Below are 17,426 nucleotides of genomic sequence, written 5' to 3' on the forward strand. Positions count from 1 at the left end.
CCCGCCGCGATGATCGACTGAGAACTTCGGTGACAATTGGTGTTGCCTATGGCTCGAACCTCGACTCCGTTTTGCGTTTACTTGCCCGCGCAGCCTCAGAACAAAGCGGAGTCCTGGATCGGCCCAAACCAATGGTTTGGTTCAACGACTTTGGCGACAACGCGCTCGTGTTCCAAGTTCACTTTTGGATCCAGGCCAAGAACGTGACCCAAATGCGAATGATTGAAACAGGCGTGCGACTGAAGATTGACTCGATGTTTCGGGAAGCCGAGATCGTCATCGCCTTCCCGCAACGCGACTTGCACATCCAGGCATCGCGTCCCATCGACCTTCGATTGGTTGGATCAAACGCCCCCAGCCAAGACGACCTCGACTCCATCGGCGATGCCGCTTGACCGGACTGATCGCGTATCCCTACGCGTCGTCCTCTGGCAAAAACTCAGTGAACGCTGCCCAATCATGATCCCAAACGGCTTGGCACTGAACATCGTGAGTTGCATCCGAGCCCTTCAGTGACTCATGCATCGCCCCGATGTCCGCTCCCTCTTTGATGTAGAAAACCAACTCTTTCATCGCCGCGTTGGTCAACGTCAGCACGTGAATCCCTTCAGCACCCTCCGAAACCGTTTCAATGATCCGGTCTTCCAGTTCCGCCAAGGATTCATTCTCGGCAGCATCGGGAACATTGGCGTCCTTCGAATCCACCATCTGAACCGCAAAACCAAGCTTGATGCCGTAGTCCGGATGGCCAATCATTTCGCGGGCGGATTCGTTGACTCGCATGAAAAGCGGCATTCCGCCATAGTCGAGCTCGCAAACGGACCAACGCTGCTGCTTGGGATCAATCGTCATAGGTGCTCAATCATGGGCGGATAGGGCTTCGGACAACGGTCGAGAAGAACGAATTGCCCTGGACAAACACGGTGAACTCGATCGCCCCCACTTCTGACATCAGGATACCGAGCGCCCCAGCGTTTTGTCGCTGACGAGCACCGTTCCAATGCCGCACAAAGCCAACATACCTTCCAAGACCAACTGTGCGACCGGCCCACGATTCCTGAGAACCTCGATTGCGGGATACAATTACGGCGGAGAAATCATCTCATCGTTGGTTCAATCCGGTGACTGCACCGGGGACAGATTCGAGTTGTGGGCCCCAACTCACGCTCACAAGCGAGGCAGCGTATCGCGGCAGTCCTCGCCCCAAAGCTTTCCCACGTCTCCTTTGTCCTCCTAGTCCGACATCATGGTTTTTCTTTCCGAACCAGCATCCCCATGAACTTTTCGAACCGCCTTTGCCTGGTTTCGGCTTTCTTTGCACTCATCAATCCATGTGCGATGACATAGCGACTGGATTGATTGAGCGTCTCGAAGAACCGCTTCGCTTCCGAGTTGCTTTCTAACGCATCGAGGAAGTCCACTGGCACTTTCATCTCACTCGCTTTGTAAGCGTTCTCCCATCGACCGTCCTCTTTGGCGGAGTGCACATGCTTAAGCCCTGATTCCTGCATCCGGCCATCACGAATCAACCGCTCCGCGTGCTCTCTGTTTCTCTTTGACCAGCTGCTTCGCGGCTTTCTCGGCGTCACTCGCTGGAGATACGCCTGGTCATCGATCGACTTTTTGATCCCGTCGATCCAGCCCCAGCACAGTACTTCCACGACGATCTCGTCCCATGTCGCACTGGGGATCCCTGTCTGCTTCTTAAACACCTTCACCCACAGTTCGCTTTCGCAGGCATGATTGACTGCGAGCCATTCTCCGAGTTCGGTCGGCGTCGAGAACGACATGATTCGTGCGGGATCTGGCTCAGGCATGAAACAAGTTTCGCTTCATCACAACAGCAATCAATGGGTTACCGGCACATCAAAAAACAACCTGGCAATGGCATCCGACAAAGCCGTTATCGTCACCCAGTCGGCGGAGCAGTCAAACTTACAGAAACTTCGAAGTCTGATGGCTCATCGGATCGAATGGTATCTCGATCCGCAGAATACAATGGTTCATCAACCGCCACTCTTGGCTGCATACGAAATGAAGAGATCGAGCGAGGTTCCGATGGCTGCCTACAGCTTTGCCAAAATGTCAAATTGTCGTCGACAATCACGAGGTGGACATCGTCTCTGTCACATGCGCTGAGAAGCAGTGTAACCGTCTCGCCTCTTTGCACCGATGAGCCACCGCTCACAGTCCGCTTTCCATCTTCGGTTCGAGCCAGACCGAGAAACCAACCATCACGTTCCTTTGTGACCGTTAGCACGTAGCGATGAATACCGCTAAAACGCTGAAGCTCAGCTGCCGTCATCACAACACGGTCCCCGCGATGCGTCGTATGCCATTGGTATGTCGCAACAACCACGACCGGCCAACCCAAAAGCACTAGCGTTACAATGACCAATAACAGGCCTCGTTTCATATCGATGATTTCTCGTCTTCGAACAGACGGCAGTGCGATAGCCGGTGCGTCAGGATCCTTCATCTAGTTCAAAACTCGCTGTCGGCGGAATCGGGCTCAACGCCTTGAACTTCAACTTCGTGACGCTCCAAGTACTGGTAGATCATACCATTTAGATCGCTCCAGTAGGCATGCAATGGCGTTCCGTCTGGGCGTGTCACCGGCGTTGGGTTCCTCGGGTTCGAAGGATCGAAAGTCCAATCAATCTTGACAGTACGTCTCATTCGCCCCATGTAGTCGGGTTCCTGAGGATGACGGCCACGCAAAAACAACGCAGGCTCACCTTCGACGGCAACTCGAAAATCGTCCCAGCTTTCAGGCCATTCGTTGTTATGCGAACGCATGTACCAAAGCAACATGTCTCCGGCATCCCACGCAGCATAGGCCTCAGGAATGTGCCACCAAACGTAGACGACTCGACCAATGAACCACCCACCGAGAGAGAGGCCAAACAGCACTGCGATCAACGACAACCGTTTCGTCCGTTCCATCGAAATGGTCACCCCTTCCGGCAGCGATCGGCGACATCAGACAGAGAAAGCCAGAGACATCCTCGCAAGACGCTCGTGTGTCACTTGGTACTCGAAAACGTTCTCCGCCCCCGACTACCTTATTCCTCTGACTCTTGAGCATCTTTCTCACGCTGCTTTTTCAGATTGTTCCCACGCAGAACAACCCAGAACAGGAGCAGAAACCCAACTCCTTCAAGACACAAACTCCGAATCGCATCACCGCTGGAGTAGTAGATGTAACCGAATCCGAAGATGCCCGCCATGATCCCGACCACGAGGGGCTGCGTGTATTCGCTTGTGGCTGACTTGTCGTTTGATGTGTGTTCGTTTTCTGGCATATCGAGAGTTAATTCTTCAGTAATTTCGAGAAAGAACAAAGAGTCGATTTCTAGCGAATATCGTCTGCGTGCAATCGTTGGCAAGCCCCACTCCGCAGCGACGAGACGGTTTGTCTATTTCAAATTCATTCATGGATGGCGGCTTCTCGCTGTAGTGAAAGTTTGCCCAGCAAGATAACGGTTGAGATACTCGCGCGGCGCGGAAGATCAACCACAACCGAAACTCTTTTTGGGAGCGTGGATCTGGCCGCTTCCTTACACAAAGAGCAGCCTGAACCCGAAACAGGCGGACAGGAATGGTCGGGCAGAACCGCATGAACCATTTGGGCGTTACCACCGGTTACACACTGGAACCGTGGCGTTTTTCAAACAGTTCAAATGCCGAACGTCGCCCGCCGAGCTGCCTAGACGGCAGCGTCATCTCGGGCAGCGCTCGCCATCATGCTGTGAAGCTACAGCTACCGCCTCCACGAATCAACTTGCATTCCCAATTCAATGCTCTCGGGAACGCCAGCGGACGTGCGCCAAGTTGCCTGACGATTGATGAGACGCTGCAGTCGTGCTTTGGACCTGATCTGATTGACGGTCACTATGGCTTGCTTGGAACTCTTTGGAAAAAGCAAAACGCGAATGGAACTGCAAACAGTTGGGCCATACCAACCCAGCAAAGGACCAAGCAGTGTCGCAGCGATCAAGAGCGTCCGCATGCTGAATTGCATCTTACGTCGCGTTGCGAATTTACATTCCGTCATTGTCACACCAAAAATAGAAGCGAAAAGAAAGTCCGGTCGCATTTCACGATGGTAGAGCCCAAGCGGCCATCGACTGAACGCCGACAAGCATTGTGATTGACTTCACCACGGGCGGCGAGCACTCCAATTGAAGAGCAAGAGAGGCTTCAGCGGTGAGCCGTCTTCTTCGCGTCGCGCAGCTTGGCCAAAATGCCGAATCCGCCCCAACCAAACAGAGCAAACAAGAACACGTTCTCAGGCAAGTTTGCGGGATCAATCGCGGCGAGTGTTGCCCCGGCGACCGCAGAGAAGGCAGACCCCAAGACACGACGCCAGTTGCCTTGATGCGTAGCGGCTACCAAGACTGTCAGCACAACTGCTCCAGCTAGCGGTGCTGGGTGGTTGAACCACGAAAATGATGCGTGAGCCTGAAGCAGGAGATATCCAGCAGCCAGCGCTGCAAAGCAATGGGTTGAAGAGAGATGACGGTGCAACGCTTCATGCAGACTGGGCCTCAAGCTATTCATTGGCATCGCTGGGTGAGTTCGTGCACAACACGCCAGCGATCTCGATCCAAAACGTTCTCGGCGATCCACTTTTCGTTGCGATCGAAGTGCAGTCGCGAAAGCGTGTCGTCGGACAGCCAGCAATAGCCCAAAGTGAGCCAAACCACGTCTGGTTCTGCAAAAACAGCGGATAGGAGAACGCGAAAAGTCGTGTAACGATCGCGTCCTTGAAAATCAGTGAGCGAGTTGTAGTCGTAGAGCAGCCAAAGCCTATTCGATTTTGACATACCGCCATCAACAAGCGAGCAACCATCATCGCACAGCATGGACGCATTGGACGCCGCATGCAGGCGATTCGACTCAAGTGAACACGAGGCACCCGAAAGCGATTTGATCCCCGAGGAAAAGGCAACCACAGGGTTGTCCCAAAGTCCAGATTCGGGTGGAGTCGAAAACTCACGCAACACCACCGCCGCGTCTTTGGCGGTGTGAACAAGCAGTGACTTGAATGATGTAGCCAAAAATGAATTTACCCATAGCGTCATGCATCAAATCAGAAGTTCGTGAAAGTCGCCTTCTGTCGGAGAACAGAAAGGTCACTGAGCAATTGCGTTCGGACAAGTGCGGAAACGAGAAAAGGGCCTGACGCCCTCGCTCCAGTTCACCGATCCGTTCCGAATCCAAGCAGGCAGTCAGCGCAAGCAATTCTGGAAAGTGCAAACATTCTAGCATCATGCCGAGCATCGGATCGGTGACGTTAGACGGCATAGCGATCCGGGTGCGGGCTGACGGCCAAACATGCGAATTTGAGCCGAAAGATTCGAGACTGGATGGAGCCCTCCGAACCGAGCATCGGAATCACGATCGTCGATCGAGCACACCAATTACCACAGACGACGGAGCGTGAGGTTTCAATTCACCCGTTTTGCGACAGCAAATAGGCGTCGATCGCCGACAGTGCCCCAGTCGCATGCAGCCCCCAGTGGTATCGGTACGAATCATGCCAGTGCTGGACAGCATAGATCGTCGCACCGGAATCATACGCCTGCAAGCCGTGCCATAGTTCGCCGTAGATGTCGGCAAGGTCATCGCAGACATCCCCGACGACAGTTAATTCGGTCTTCAGTGAAAGTGGATCGAACGCGACGCGGTAGTATTGCAGTGGCAGGTCCGATAGGCGTGCAACATCAACCGACCAACCATCGTGACCTCTCCTTGGCACCGAATCCGTGTCGATGCAATCGGAACCGGTTGCAATGAGCGATGGGACACCTTGGAGTAGGGCAAGCAATGTCTGACGCACGACAAGAATGTCATGTTGGTCAGATTCAAGCCAATCACAGAAAACACGAGCGTTCTTGACGAACGATTCAATCTCGAGAGACATGGATCTTAGTCGGGTAACGATTGGAATGCCCCGGACGCGACGAGAGATTCTTGATTGTCAAACGCCCCATTTCGCGACTTGGGTTCCATTCGTAAAAGTTCCATATGGCCCTTCGGTGCACCACAAGATTGATACCTCATCTCGAATCCAAGTTCACAATTAAACTCGCGATTCCCGGGAGCACATCTGCAGCATGGTAGCGAGAGAAACGAAACAACTATTCTCGCCGTCGACGTGAGGGCCTCGTCAAAACACCAATGACGGTTCGTACAGTTTCTGTGGTTTGGCCACTGCCGCGGGAGATGCGATCGATATTTGATTCGTTGAGAAAACTCGGGTGCTGGCGTTCTATCGGAGTCATCGAATCAAGCACGGCGAGTGTTGAACGGAAAGACTCTCGCGCCATTGGATCAAGTCGAAAACGGATCAGAAATGAAACAACTCGCTCAAATAGCGGTGGATTCATGATTTTGCGATACACTGATCGCAAGTCTTCAACGTCGATAGAAGCCATGGTCGCGGGCGATCCCATTTGCGACAAAGGAACGCGTCAGCGGAAACGCGCGAGAAATTCTCAATCGTGAAGAACTTCGACTCGCGTGCTCCGGTTGACGCAATAGCTCTCCGAAGGGATAGCCAACTAATTTTTCTCGGGAGGAGTGTAGGTTGCATTCACCCGTACCTTCAGTGGCCTCGGCTTTTTGGCTGGGGGCGATATGGTTAGTGCGTGAGACAGATTCACCCAAGTTTGCGTCGTTGGAATTTCGCGTGCCGCTCGCGACTTCAGCCAATCGATTTGCTGTGGCCCGCCCTCTTTCTGTTCGAGCTCAGAAATGTAGTCGGCATTTAGAAGCGATTGAGCTTCAAACTTGCCGTTCCACTTAGACGCATCGTATAAATCAGAAGCGTGTCCCAGCAAAACCCAGTTTGCAGGGCCAATGTCTTTCACGACGAAGTGACTAATCTGATGCACAACTGTCGTCTGAACTGGCGGTGCCTTGTCTTTGATAACCGAACCAAGGTTTACGCTGGATTGCGTCTCCCGAAAAGCGTTTGCAGACTCAGGAAAAGTCACGACGTAAGTGGCGTCAAGATTCAGAAAACTAAGCGAAGTGGGTGAGTCGCCATCTACCGCTGCAGCGGAGAATGCGAACACGATCAAAGCACACGTCCGAAGTAGCATTAGAATCACACTGGATATTTGATTGTGTCGGGGAACGGCAGTGATGCGCGGGCGGCGTCAGTGTACGTTCCGTTTGTGAAACCTCGCAAGCCTTGCTCAGTATGCACGACATTCGTCTGCATCAGGCATCAATAATTACACAGCGATTCACCAAGCATATCTGTTTGTGATGGAGAGACTAACATTCGCCCACCAAGCGATTCGCGTCAGACCGCGACGCGAAAAACCCAATTCTAACTTCGTTGCCCTCGTCGCCCATCCACTAAACTTGATAGGCATGCAGATGATCGAGTTCAGAGACTGAGTCACGGATGTTGTGCATCGCGTACCAACGATCCAAAGCCACGTCGTTCGGTGTCGGAAAGATGTAGTGGCTCTTCATGAAAGGAATGTGCCGAGCGGCATGTCCCGGTTCGAGGTTTCTTGCGACTTCATAAGAAACGGTGGAAGGAGAAACTCCGATTTCTTCAGCGACCTCTTTCCTATTCTTGCCGTATCTCTGCTTTACAGAGATGACAACACGTCAGTGAATAGTGAGATGCGCCATAGCTGATTGAGTCCGCCTGAGATGTTCAGATTTGAAGCTCCAAAAAATTCTGGCGGGCTCAGGCAGTCTTTCGCCAGGGAGCACTGAAAAACATTTCGCTCTTTCAATTCTCTATAAATTGCGTTTCGGGTTTGAACTCACACATTCGTTGAACGCGGCCAATGCCTTTTCAACATGGGCGCGATCGCAGTTCGATTCTGCAATTGACTTCACTGTGAGCAAACGTTCCAACTGTTTCTTAGCTTCTGCAGTACGCAAATAGTGGTGCCGACCAATAGCGTCCATCACGAGGATTTTTATGTAAATCGACCGATCCTTCAACGCACCGATGATGGCGTCAGTGAATTGAGGATCGTGCGTGCTGATTGCTGCGCAGATCAGTGGATGACGTTGGAAGCGATCAATGTTCTTCAGTTCGCATTCTGTGAATAGATGCGGAAATTGTTTCAGGAGTTCAGTCATCAGATCCACGAGGTGAGTGTCGTGGACATCACGTGGATGGAGCGATTCGGGATAGGGACCACGGAACCTGAGTGTCGCAGTGAACGCCACGTCGGGGGTCTCTGCGAGCTTTTCCACGATTGCACGCTTCTCCGGACCTGGCGACGTCAGGTACTCAGCAATCATGGACGTCACGTCTTTTGCGGTCATGGCTCCGGATACATAGCGTCAAAGTCTTCTACACCTGCCCATAGGCGAGGCGTCGACTGTGGGTTGAAGGTTGAATGGCCATGACGGATTGAACTCACAGCGGGGCAGGTGTTGAGAGCGACGCCTCGTTATGCTTTCGTTGCTTCCAGGGTGACGGTGTAATCGTACTCGGCGTCAGCCTCTGTCCAAGTTCCGAGAGCACATGCGTTTGATTCACGAGTGTCAGGAATCCGGAAACGATGATTCTGCGCGCGCCGATAGAGGGCGATCAACTCATCGAGAGAGCCCCATCGTCGATCCTCGCCCTTGAGCAGCGACCTCCATGAGTTCGTGCGCGCACCAATCGCTCGCTCGATCTCCCGCTGAGAATACGGTCTGATCACGATGTCAGGGTAGCCGGACTCAATCCTGACGTAGTCCATCAGCCCTGAAGCGAGCGTCGCATCAACCTCGGCGTCCAGAAGGGCGCGGGTAATCACGACTATCCCAGATTCGTCCGTCGGATAAGGCCCCAGTTGATACCGGTTCTTCCTCCGAGCCTTGGTATCGATGCGAAACAAAATGAACGCTTCTCGAAGTGGTTCGCCGCCCGTGCCGATGACATGGACAGTTACTTTGCGGGGGAGCCTCAGCTCGTCCATTTTCTTGGCATAAAGATCATTGTCACTTGGCGGTGGCGGTCAGTGTGATTGGGAAGCGAAGCTGGTCTTCACCACCGCTCTGTGTGCACGCAATCGCTAGCTACACCTTGGCATCAAACGTTCGGTAAATTCGACAAGCTGAGCCGATGTCTTGAAGCTACAAATTGTTTGGACGTGCAACACGCGGCCGTTTTCGATCCATGCGATCTCTCCATAGCCATGGATCATTGCAATGTCCGCTTCGTCGATTAACTGTTGCCAACCAGGAATTGCACGCAGTGGTGCATAGTCTCGAGAGACTGACGTGCAATCAGCAAAATGGAAAGACAAACCACTGTCAGGATTGAGCCGGTGATGCTCAAGAGCGAATTCCGCAAACTGCCTATGAAAAATCTCTGTCATTGCCCAATCGACATGCACGAACATCACGGAACAATCGCGACTCAAGGCGTGGTCAACGATTTGCTGGACGTCGCAATCAGAATCCGAAACGCTTGCAAAATTTCGTGTTAGTTCGCCGATGCTTGGCAGTTCAGAGTCAGGTACTTTATTTTTGCAACCAATGGCTAAAAGCATGGTCACGGAGATTGCAGCGAGCATATGAGTGCGCATCATTTTCAATCCCAGAACATTGCGATTTAGTGTGTGACAGCTAACGATTCAAACGCCGCGACTTGGGCAACCACCGCCAGTCCTTTCCAACAGATGGCTCCCAGTGCCTGGAAGCTCTTGCTTGGAGCTCAACACCTCTTCCCGGTTTGCAACTGCATATCGCAAACCGAATACGACGCATAGCTGGAGACATGCGATGCCGGTCCAACCGAAGCACTCCGAAAGGAAGCGTTGACCAGTAAACCAATCCACGAGTGCGGCGGTCAGCATCATCGCAGAAGCCAGAAGAAACAGCGATAAGGCGATCGCCGCCCAGCGTCGTGCCTTTGGGTTTCTCGGCGGCGTCTCGAACGCTTCGGCAGCAGCAAGGCGAGTCGCCGTCGCACCCGAAGCGATGTCGACTACCATGCCAAGGAGAAACGTGAGCATTGAATCAACGATAGAGACTACGAAAGAAAACGGTAACGAGGTGCGGGCACCGTCGCCCCGTCATCATCGCATTGCTACCGGCTATTCTTCCAGACCGTTTTTGTTGACATCGTCCACATCGCTGGACGATTCGTACGCGGATACCGCTGGTCGCACTACAACACGATACAACACTAATTGAATCACCAGAAACCCGACACCTATGAAGAGCAATCTCAATGCTGATTCGATCATCCCGGGGTTGGGCTGGTTCGCATCTCGCCAACCAATCAGGAAACAGACAAGCAAAGCGTAAGGAAGCGTCAATCCGATAAACCAGCTTGCTGCTCGACGCTTGTCAACGAACTGGCCAACGTTCTCAGATAGCCGAAGGCAGCTAGAGAAATCACTCCCGAGACGTTTTCGAATCAAATCACAAACAACGCTGTCCGAGTTTTTCGTTCTCAGCCGTTGGCGTCAGAGCACTGATTCGCGACCGATGTTCAAGCATTCGTTGAGCAGCTTTTCGACAGGTGTTCGTTGGTCTTGATGCCAAGGTTGCCAGGAGGTCACTGCGAAGACGCCCTCTGACAGATGCCGTGAAATTGGACTTCGTCCACTTGGGTGACAGCACCGGCGAATCACAGGGGTGACGATCGAAGTCTCGCAGCACTCTCACCCTGGGAGTGTCCCCGCAACCCCGCCATCTTCGGTGACACGCAGGTCCATTGCAAGCATTTTGGTGGATGCGAGATTGAGCAAAGGAACTGTTCAGTTAGCGAATTTGAATTGGTGCCGCTCACGTTGCACCTGAACACCACCTTGGATCTGAACAACGCCGCTCCGCCGAGCTGACAAGGATCGATACCGACCGTCTGCAAATGGTTGGGAACGTGTCCGAAGATCGCGATGAAGCACTACTTCATGTTGCGAGGAAGAGATCTCTCGGATCCGGATGATCGAGAGGACCACCGATGATCGCTCGGACCCCGAAAGGCAAACCCGGTCACATCAGAAGGGTTCTGAGAGGGTCACAGCGGGTCAGCCGCGTCAGAAAACCCCGTAAAACACGCTATTTCCAGTGTTTCACGAGGCAAAGAGTGCCCCCGCTAGGGCTCGAACCTAGGACCCACGGATTAAGAGTCCGTTGCTCTACCAACTGAGCTACAAGGGCGATGGTGAGATGGCGTGTCGCCTGATCTCACTCATTTGGTTGATGATCCTAGCTCTGTTTCGGCCCATTGAAAATGGGTCGCGTTCCAAAAGCATCTGGCATTCATCAGAGGCGACGGTGGGATTCGAACCCACGAATAAAGGATTTGCAATCCTTCGCCTTAGCCACTTGGCCACGTCGCCTTCACGTGCCTCGAGTCGGTCAAAGACTGACTGTTGCACAAGCTGAGCAAGTTAGGAAACCCGTGCTTTTTCGTCAAGCCCGACCATCCTCGAAGACTCTTCGTTACTCAAAGCGAATTCAATCGCTGATACCGTTCTATTCGGCTGAGTCGGGGCCGAGCTTGAGTGCCAAAACAAAAAACGCCCGACAGCTTGTGGGCTGCCAGGCGTTTCATGTTTTCAGGCAAGAATTCTCATGCTCGAGCGCGCTCGAACAGAAAGTTTTTCAACTCAGTCGACCGAGGCCATTGCGAACAAAAGCTCGCTGACCTGGGCACGAATTGAATCGACGTAGGCACGGTCCGCTTCGCTGAGTCGTTCCATCGGAACGGTGCAAGTGCGGCCGTTCGATTTCAGAATCTGAATCTCGTTTTCGCGGACTTCGACCAAACGGCCGTCGGTGCCCCAGTTGCCGGTGTTGTCGATCCAAGTGCGAGTCTTGGTGCTGTCCAGAACATCAACCGACTTGGCAACTTTCTTTTCGGTCACAACTTGAGTGACTTCCGAATCAGCCAGTTTTTGTTTGCCTTGGCTAAACAAATCGTCGATGTCCGAGTCCGATGTGTCTTCGGCTGGTGGGTCGCCGAACAAGTCGTCCAGTCCACCACCATCGGCAGGAGCCTCTTCGGCGGGTGCAGCATCATCAAACAGTCCGTCCAGACCGCCTTCTTCCGGCATCGCTTGTTCGGCGGGAGCTTCTGCTTCACCACCAAACAAATCGCCAAAGCCGTCGTCAGCAGGCTGTTCGGCGGGCATGTCGGCAGGTGCTTCGGCTTCGCCACCAAACAGGTCGCCAAAGCCATCGTCGGCAGGCGTTTCCGCTGGTGTTTCTGGCATCACGGGATCGGCAGGTGCAGCGTCGCCGCCAAACAAATCGTCGACGGATTGAGTTTCCGGAGTTTGCACATCCGGTGTGGCAGGCTCAGCTGGCATTTCAGCTTCACCACCGAACAGATCGCCGAAGGCGTCTTCCGCGGGGGCTTCCTCAACCGGTGCTTCCTCGGCTGGCATGTCGAAGCCCGGAGCTTCTTCGGCAGGTTCATCTTGTGGGAACGGGTTGTCCTCAGCGGGGAACAAGTCGGTGGCTGGTTCTTCTACCGCAGGCTCTTCCGCGACAGGTTCTTCAACAGCGGGTTCTTCCATCACAGGCTCTTCCACGGCGGGCTCTTCAGCCGGTGGCTCGACGACCGGTGCTTCTTCAGCAGGTTCTTCGATCGGCATGGGATCTTCGGCTTCCGCGTTGGCGGCTGGATCGGCTTGAGGCTCGATCGCGGGCTGCTCGACTTCTGGTTCAGCGGGGACAGGCGGAGCAACTGGCGTGGAATCTTCCGCTGGCATGGCGGGAGCTTCCATGATTTCGCCTTCGATCACGTGACCTTCTGCCATCGGGACGACGGTCGATTCACCGTGGATTGGTTGTTCGATGATAATGCCTTCGCTCATCGGAGCGACGATGGAACCGCAGCATGCATCCGAAGCAACAGGTGCTGGGACGATTTCAACGCTGCCGCAGCAGGTCGGGGCCGGTTCGCAGCTGACTGGTGCTGGTTCGCAGCAAACTGGTTCCGGAGCAGGAACGCAGCAGACGGGCTCTGGAGCGGTGCAGCAGGTGTCCGTTGCAATTTCACAGCAGTCGGCATTTTTGCTGTGAATTCGCTTCAAGAGCCATCCGGCCGAAGCGGGACTGACGCTCAAAATGGCGATCATGCAGACCACCAACGTCCACTGCAGTGCGAGGCGAAGGGAACGATTCATCGTATTCTCAGAGTCAGAAGGCGGGAAAACAAGAGGCGAAGTGTGATCGGATGGGATCGTGAATTAGTCTCGCATCCTAGTTGTGCCCGGAGGGGCAAACAAGCATTTCTGCTGCGATTAACGGACCATTCTCCGTGCCCTCCGAGACAAGGAATGACAAAAAAAACGGTTGAAACGACTGGCTTCGAGCACGAAACGCACAATTCGTCTCGTCGCAGCCTTCTGTTTTAGGCAAAATGGGGCTTTCCCATCCGACTCTTCTCCGTCTGGCAGAACCGGTTTTGACCGTTCTGACCGAATCGGGGTTCTGCCCTGGAAACTCATGCTGAGGTTCATCCAAAGCCTGTTCTCATCGATGAGCCTGGAACGCAAATGCTTGCTGTTCTTTGGCTCGGCGCTGGTCGTGCTGATGTGCGGAGCGTTTTGCATGGTGTTTCTGCTCGCCGACCGCTGGGTCAGCAGCACGACTCAGCAGCAAGCCCGAGACGCGGCGGCGACGGAAATGATGCTAATCCACGCCGCGGCGACTTACACGGAACACTTGCCTGAGAACAAACTCGAGATGACTCGGCAAAAGATCGCCGATCTTCGTTCGCAGTTGCTCAGCCAGGACATCGAGTTTGACATTCTGGGGCTCGACGATCCGCAACCGTTTGAAAACCTTCCCGCACCGACCGCGCCGACGGAACCGAGCGAACTGAAACTGCTTCAAGAACTCGAACCTCAATTCCGAGCTCGCTTGGAACGATTGCTGTCCGGCGATCCAATCGACCTGAGCAAAGCCGTCGACTTGGCCGACGATGCGGCAATGAGCCGAATCGGTCCCGCGAACCGGCCCGTCTTCAAAGAGCTTGGTCCCACGAACGGTCGCTACGTCTACTACGAACCAGTCTTCATGACGTATGACTGCGTTCCATGCCATGTTCCAAGTGGCGAAATCATTTCGCTTTCCAAGAACGAAGACCCCGCCAAGCTGGCCGCTCAACTGCCTTACCGAGTCAAACGGGTCAGCATGCCCGATGACAAGATTGTCAAAGACATGACGGGTATTCGAGCCATTGTGGTTTCCATTGCGATGTTCATCGTGGCGGTGACGCTGTTCGTGCTGCACGCGATCGTTCGTTACTTGGTGCTGCAACCCCTGCTGCACTTGCGTGACGTCAGCGACGCGATCACGCATGGTGACACCAACCAACGTGCGAACATCTCCACCGATGACGAGTTCCGTGAATTGGCCGATGCTTTCAACCGAATGCTTCGTCACTTGACCGAAACACAGACTCAATTGCAAAGCGTCAACCGAGAACTTGACGCGAGGGTCGATCAGTTCGCTCAGTTGAACTTGCAGCTCTACGAAGCCAACCGTTTGAAGACGGACTTCTTAGCCAACATGAGTCACGAACTTCGCACGCCACTGAACAGCATCATCGGATTCTCTGAGGTCCTGCAAGGCATCGACTCGCTGTCTGAAAAGCAACGGCGATACGCGTCGAACATCCAAAAGAGTGGACGCCTGCTTCTGGAAATGATCAACGACATTCTTGACCTTGCGAAAGTGGAAGCGGGCAAGATGGAAGTCCGCCGGAGCGAGTTCCAACTGTCGCGTTTGGTCGGTGCTCAGTGCGACATGATCCAGTCATTGTCCGAAGACAAGAACATCTCGCTGTCCGTGGAAGTCCCTGATGACTTGCCGGTGGCGTACCAAGACCCAAACAAGCTCGGCCAGATCCTCAACAACCTGCTCAGCAACGCGATCAAGTTCACTCCCGAGGGCGGCATGATCACGGTTCGCGTGGTCGATCTGCACGACGATCGTTTCCGACTTTCAGTGACGGACACTGGGGTAGGTGTGGCCGACGAAGATCAGCCGATCATCTTCCAAAAATTCCGGCAGAGCAAAAAGGTGCTCGATGGTGACGGCCTGACACGTGAATTTGCTGGCACGGGGTTGGGACTGTCGATTGTCAAAGAACTCGCTGTCCTCTTGGGCGGAGAAATTGACTTCCAGAGCGAACTGGGGCGAGGAAGCACCTTTTGGGTGATCCTTCCGTACCGCCTCAGCGACCACGAGATGGAAGAAAACGAAGTTCCGATCAGCAACTTGGCTGCGGTACCGCATTCGGCGTGACCCCAATACGCGAACTTCCGCTCATGCCTTTGCGTCATTGAGATCTGCGTTTCGCCGGGCATGAACTCGACGCATTCGCGCAAAGCCTGCAGCGTGACGCCTCATCGCCAACTCCGCGGTGATAAACTAAGGAAGGCGTGAACAACAAATGACAGTGTTAGCGGTGCGGCGCAAGCCACCCGGCGAGGAACCGGAGGGCTCGTGCCTTTCCGCTACGTCGCATGTTGTTCACCCGTTCCTAACCAGTGACGAAAACGAGAGTGATCCACCGATCGCTGAGGAAGAACGGTTGCGACTGGCCGAGGTCATCGGCAACGGCTACAACGGAACGATCTTTTCCCTGGCGTTCATCCGTCAACCATCTTTTCATTGAGTGAAAACGACATGAGTGATTACGGCACATTCGGCGACGAATATTACGTGAACATGAATCTGTCCACCGAAATGGAGTTGCCGCAAGGTCGCGAATCAGTCCTGCACTACTTTGAACAGGTCCAGCGTCGTTATCCGAAGATGGCGAATTTCTATGCGCGTGAAAAAGACGAGTACGTGCTGGAAGAAGAAAAGGAAAAAGACAGCGGGTCGTATCGCTGGGTGTCGGTTGAGCCCAAACGAGTCAACAGCGGCATGGTCAGCCCAACGACTTACGAAGATGCCTGCGAGCAACACCGTGCCGTTCTGGAATTGGTGCCGTACGAATTGTCCGTCAGCCCGTTGGACTGCGAAGCGTTGACCGTAATGCTCGGTTTCGACTTTGTTTGCAAAGGCAACCACAACGAGATCGTGACCGAAGCGATCGGCATCGCACCCGGCTTAGAAAAATTCACGCAGTTGCCCTATGGCAAATTGCTGTCCAATGAACCCGTGGTCCAGTTCGCTTTGGACGAAGACTGCAAGACCCAGTGCCGAATCAGTTTTGAATCTCGAACGGGTGCGTTTCAGATTCGAACCGGTGAGTTCACCGAAGAACAGCTTAGCGTTTACATGATGGTCCGACGCTACGATTCGCTGGGTGCCAAGGAAAACTATGCGGACGAGTTCACGCGACTGTCTCAGCTATGCCGCGACTTGGTCGACGAGTATTTGATCGACAGCGTCCTTCGTCCTCTGCAGACCGCGATTTCAATTCGCTGATCATTTGCCATGGGTGGGGCAAACGACCTCTCCACGATCTAGGCCGTAGGCGTTCCCGGACGTCGGGCAGGTCGGCAGGTTCACTCCGGTGTAGTCTTCATCGGCCAGCTCACGAAGCGTCCGCCCGGGCGAACGCCCGTTTTCGTGCTCGTACAACTCAACGTCGCGTTGCAGCATCGACCGGGTGCCTTCGCATGCTCGCGACTTCGCGGTCTCGCCATGTGTTTGCACGAACGCCAATCCGGTCATCGCGAACATCGTTGCGATCGTGAGTGCCACGATGATCTCGAGGATGCTGAATGCACCACGTCGCGAACGAAGACGAGGCGATGCTTTGATTGCAAGTGAGTCACGCATCATTCGAGAACTTCAAACATGTGGAACATCGGCGTGTAAATCGACAGCACCATGCCGCCGATCATGATTGCCAACGAAATCGTAAGGATAGGCTCGAGCATTCCCACGGAAGCTTCGATCCGAGACTCCAATCGTTCGCGCAAGTGATCGCAGGTGCCTGAAAGCGAACGAGCGAACTCGCCCGATTGCTCGCCCACACCGATCAGCTGGCACAACGTTGGCGGAAAGAAACGTTCGTACCTCCCAAGCTCGACGCTCAGCTTCTCACCACGGCGCACTCCGTGGTTAATATCTTCAATTGCACTTCGAACGCATCGATTCTTCACGCATGTCGATGCGACTTCGATCGCCTCGATGGGCTTGTAGCCACACTGAACCATTGCCGAGGTGGCTTCAATAAACTGCAACACGGCGGCATCGCGAAGCCAAGGTCCCACGACGGGAATGCGTAGGAACACCGCGTCCATCTTGGCAGCGATTCGCGGATTGCGACGACCGCAGATCCACAGAACGATTGCGACAAATCCCAAAGGAAACGCGAGCAATCCTTTGGTTAACATGAACCGACTCAGTCCTGTGACGAACTGGGTCACCGGCGGCAGATCCACACCACTGGCCGTATAGACGGTTTCAAACTCGGGCACGACGACCACGCACATAAAGATCATCAAACCCAAACCCGCCAT

At 54.0% G+C, this 17,426-nt stretch carries 18 protein-coding genes, 2 tRNA genes and 1 pseudogene; 4 read left to right on the forward strand and 17 right to left on the reverse strand.

Going from position 1 to position 17,426, the window contains the following annotated elements:
* A pseudogene (locus B2R17_RS17000) lies at positions 1-395 on the forward strand (mechanosensitive ion channel domain-containing protein); the annotation flags it as partial.
* Positions 396-414: 19 nt separating this feature from the next.
* Here the strand turns inward: B2R17_RS17000 and B2R17_RS17005 are convergent.
* From B2R17_RS17005 to B2R17_RS17070, 15 genes are all read right to left on the reverse strand, one after another.
* On the reverse strand, positions 415-852 hold the full coding sequence (locus tag B2R17_RS17005) for a DUF695 domain-containing protein (RefSeq protein ID WP_286764926.1): 438 nt from the start codon (positions 850-852) through the stop codon (positions 415-417).
* Positions 853-1,244: 392 nt separating this feature from the next.
* Entirely contained in the window at positions 1,245-1,817 is a 573-nt protein-coding gene (locus tag B2R17_RS17010; RefSeq protein WP_286764927.1) for a YdeI/OmpD-associated family protein, read from the reverse strand.
* 667 nt (positions 1,818-2,484) lie between these two features.
* On the reverse strand, positions 2,485-2,946 hold the full coding sequence (locus B2R17_RS17015) for a hypothetical protein (protein ID WP_286764928.1): 462 nt from the start codon (positions 2,944-2,946) through the stop codon (positions 2,485-2,487).
* Positions 2,947-3,065: 119 nt separating this feature from the next.
* Positions 3,066-3,389, reverse strand: coding sequence for a hypothetical protein (locus B2R17_RS17020; protein ID WP_286764929.1), 324 nt, complete (start codon positions 3,387-3,389; stop codon positions 3,066-3,068).
* A gap of 814 nt (positions 3,390-4,203) precedes the next feature.
* On the reverse strand, positions 4,204-4,410 hold the full coding sequence (locus B2R17_RS17025) for a hypothetical protein (RefSeq protein WP_286764930.1): 207 nt from the start codon (positions 4,408-4,410) through the stop codon (positions 4,204-4,206).
* 149 nt (positions 4,411-4,559) lie between these two features.
* Complete coding sequence (locus B2R17_RS17030) at positions 4,560-4,829, reverse strand: hypothetical protein (RefSeq protein ID WP_286764931.1); 270 nt, start codon at positions 4,827-4,829, stop codon at positions 4,560-4,562.
* A gap of 629 nt (positions 4,830-5,458) precedes the next feature.
* A complete protein-coding gene (locus B2R17_RS17035) occupies positions 5,459-5,929 on the reverse strand; it encodes a DUF5063 domain-containing protein (protein WP_286764932.1) in 471 nt (156 codons plus the stop codon).
* A gap of 217 nt (positions 5,930-6,146) precedes the next feature.
* Positions 6,147-6,461, reverse strand: a complete 315-nt coding sequence (locus B2R17_RS28425) for a hypothetical protein (RefSeq protein ID WP_414707348.1) — start codon at positions 6,459-6,461, stop codon at positions 6,147-6,149.
* Positions 6,462-6,569: 108 nt separating this feature from the next.
* Positions 6,570-7,091 carry a hypothetical protein gene (locus B2R17_RS17040; protein WP_286764933.1) on the reverse strand — a complete coding sequence of 174 codons (522 nt, stop codon included), beginning with the start codon at positions 7,089-7,091 and terminating at the stop codon, positions 6,570-6,572.
* 679 nt (positions 7,092-7,770) lie between these two features.
* Positions 7,771-8,310 carry a hypothetical protein gene (locus B2R17_RS17045; RefSeq protein WP_286764934.1) on the reverse strand — a complete coding sequence of 180 codons (540 nt, stop codon included), beginning with the start codon at positions 8,308-8,310 and terminating at the stop codon, positions 7,771-7,773.
* A 128-nt stretch (positions 8,311-8,438) separates the two neighbouring features.
* The gene (locus B2R17_RS17050) at positions 8,439-8,951 is read right to left on the reverse strand and encodes a hypothetical protein (RefSeq protein ID WP_286764935.1); all 513 of its coding nucleotides are present in this window, start codon (positions 8,949-8,951) and stop codon (positions 8,439-8,441) included.
* Positions 8,952-9,047: 96 nt separating this feature from the next.
* Positions 9,048-9,566, reverse strand: coding sequence for a hypothetical protein (locus B2R17_RS17055; protein WP_286764936.1), 519 nt, complete (start codon positions 9,564-9,566; stop codon positions 9,048-9,050).
* A gap of 1,506 nt (positions 9,567-11,072) precedes the next feature.
* Positions 11,073-11,145, reverse strand: a tRNA-Lys gene (locus B2R17_RS17060).
* Positions 11,146-11,254: 109 nt separating this feature from the next.
* Positions 11,255-11,327 (reverse strand) — tRNA-Cys (locus B2R17_RS17065).
* A 270-nt stretch (positions 11,328-11,597) separates the two neighbouring features.
* On the reverse strand, positions 11,598-13,121 hold the full coding sequence (locus B2R17_RS17070) for an SHD1 domain-containing protein (RefSeq protein WP_008669610.1): 1,524 nt from the start codon (positions 13,119-13,121) through the stop codon (positions 11,598-11,600).
* Positions 13,122-13,443: 322 nt separating this feature from the next.
* Here B2R17_RS17070 and B2R17_RS17075 point away from each other — a divergent pair, with 322 nt between their 5' ends.
* The 3 genes from B2R17_RS17075 to B2R17_RS17085 all read left to right on the forward strand — a co-directional run bounded on the left by B2R17_RS17075 (position 13,444) and on the right by B2R17_RS17085 (position 16,383).
* Positions 13,444-15,249, forward strand: a complete 1,806-nt coding sequence (locus B2R17_RS17075; protein ID WP_008669605.1) for a sensor histidine kinase — start codon at positions 13,444-13,446, stop codon at positions 15,247-15,249.
* 148 nt (positions 15,250-15,397) lie between these two features.
* A complete protein-coding gene (locus tag B2R17_RS17080; protein ID WP_286764937.1) occupies positions 15,398-15,622 on the forward strand; it encodes a hypothetical protein in 225 nt (74 codons plus the stop codon).
* Between the two features lie 11 nt (positions 15,623-15,633).
* Positions 15,634-16,383 (forward strand): hypothetical protein, encoded by a 750-nt coding sequence (locus B2R17_RS17085; RefSeq protein WP_037252888.1) that lies wholly within the window; start codon positions 15,634-15,636, stop codon positions 16,381-16,383.
* Here the strand turns inward: B2R17_RS17085 and B2R17_RS17090 are convergent, their stop codons facing one another.
* Complete coding sequence (locus B2R17_RS17090) at positions 16,384-16,743, reverse strand: competence type IV pilus major pilin ComGC (protein WP_286764938.1); 360 nt, start codon at positions 16,741-16,743, stop codon at positions 16,384-16,386.
* On the reverse strand, positions 16,740-17,426 hold a 687-nt coding region (locus B2R17_RS17095; protein WP_286764939.1), incomplete at its 5' end, for a type II secretion system F family protein. The genes B2R17_RS17095 and B2R17_RS17090, both read right to left, overlap by 4 nt.

The organism is Rhodopirellula sp. UBA1907 (assembly GCF_002337565.1).
Lineage (GTDB): Bacteria > Planctomycetota > Planctomycetia > Pirellulales > Pirellulaceae > Rhodopirellula > Rhodopirellula europaea.

Coding starts and splice junctions, on each gene's coding strand:
- B2R17_RS17075 (WP_008669605.1), top strand. CDS start 13,444: ATGCTGAGGTTCATCCAAAGCCTGTTCTCATCGATGAGCCTGGAACGC.
- B2R17_RS17050 (WP_286764935.1), bottom strand. CDS start 8,951: ATGGACGAGCTGAGGCTCCCCCGCAAAGTAACTGTCCATGTCATCGGC.
- B2R17_RS28425 (WP_414707348.1), bottom strand. CDS start 6,461: ATGGGATCGCCCGCGACCATGGCTTCTATCGACGTTGAAGACTTGCGA.
- B2R17_RS17045 (WP_286764934.1), bottom strand. CDS start 8,310: ATGACCGCAAAAGACGTGACGTCCATGATTGCTGAGTACCTGACGTCG.
- B2R17_RS17030 (WP_286764931.1), bottom strand. CDS start 4,829: ATGTCAAAATCGAATAGGCTTTGGCTGCTCTACGACTACAACTCGCTC.
- B2R17_RS17010 (WP_286764927.1), bottom strand. CDS start 1,817: ATGCCTGAGCCAGATCCCGCACGAATCATGTCGTTCTCGACGCCGACC.
- B2R17_RS17035 (WP_286764932.1), bottom strand. CDS start 5,929: ATGTCTCTCGAGATTGAATCGTTCGTCAAGAACGCTCGTGTTTTCTGT.
- B2R17_RS17080 (WP_286764937.1), top strand. CDS start 15,398: ATGACAGTGTTAGCGGTGCGGCGCAAGCCACCCGGCGAGGAACCGGAG.
- B2R17_RS17055 (WP_286764936.1), bottom strand. CDS start 9,566: ATGATGCGCACTCATATGCTCGCTGCAATCTCCGTGACCATGCTTTTA.
- B2R17_RS17070 (WP_008669610.1), bottom strand. CDS start 13,121: ATGAATCGTTCCCTTCGCCTCGCACTGCAGTGGACGTTGGTGGTCTGC.
- B2R17_RS17090 (WP_286764938.1), bottom strand. CDS start 16,743: ATGATGCGTGACTCACTTGCAATCAAAGCATCGCCTCGTCTTCGTTCG.
- B2R17_RS17005 (WP_286764926.1), bottom strand. CDS start 852: ATGACGATTGATCCCAAGCAGCAGCGTTGGTCCGTTTGCGAGCTCGAC.
- B2R17_RS17085 (WP_037252888.1), top strand. CDS start 15,634: ATGAGTGATTACGGCACATTCGGCGACGAATATTACGTGAACATGAAT.
- B2R17_RS17015 (WP_286764928.1), bottom strand. CDS start 2,946: ATGGAACGGACGAAACGGTTGTCGTTGATCGCAGTGCTGTTTGGCCTC.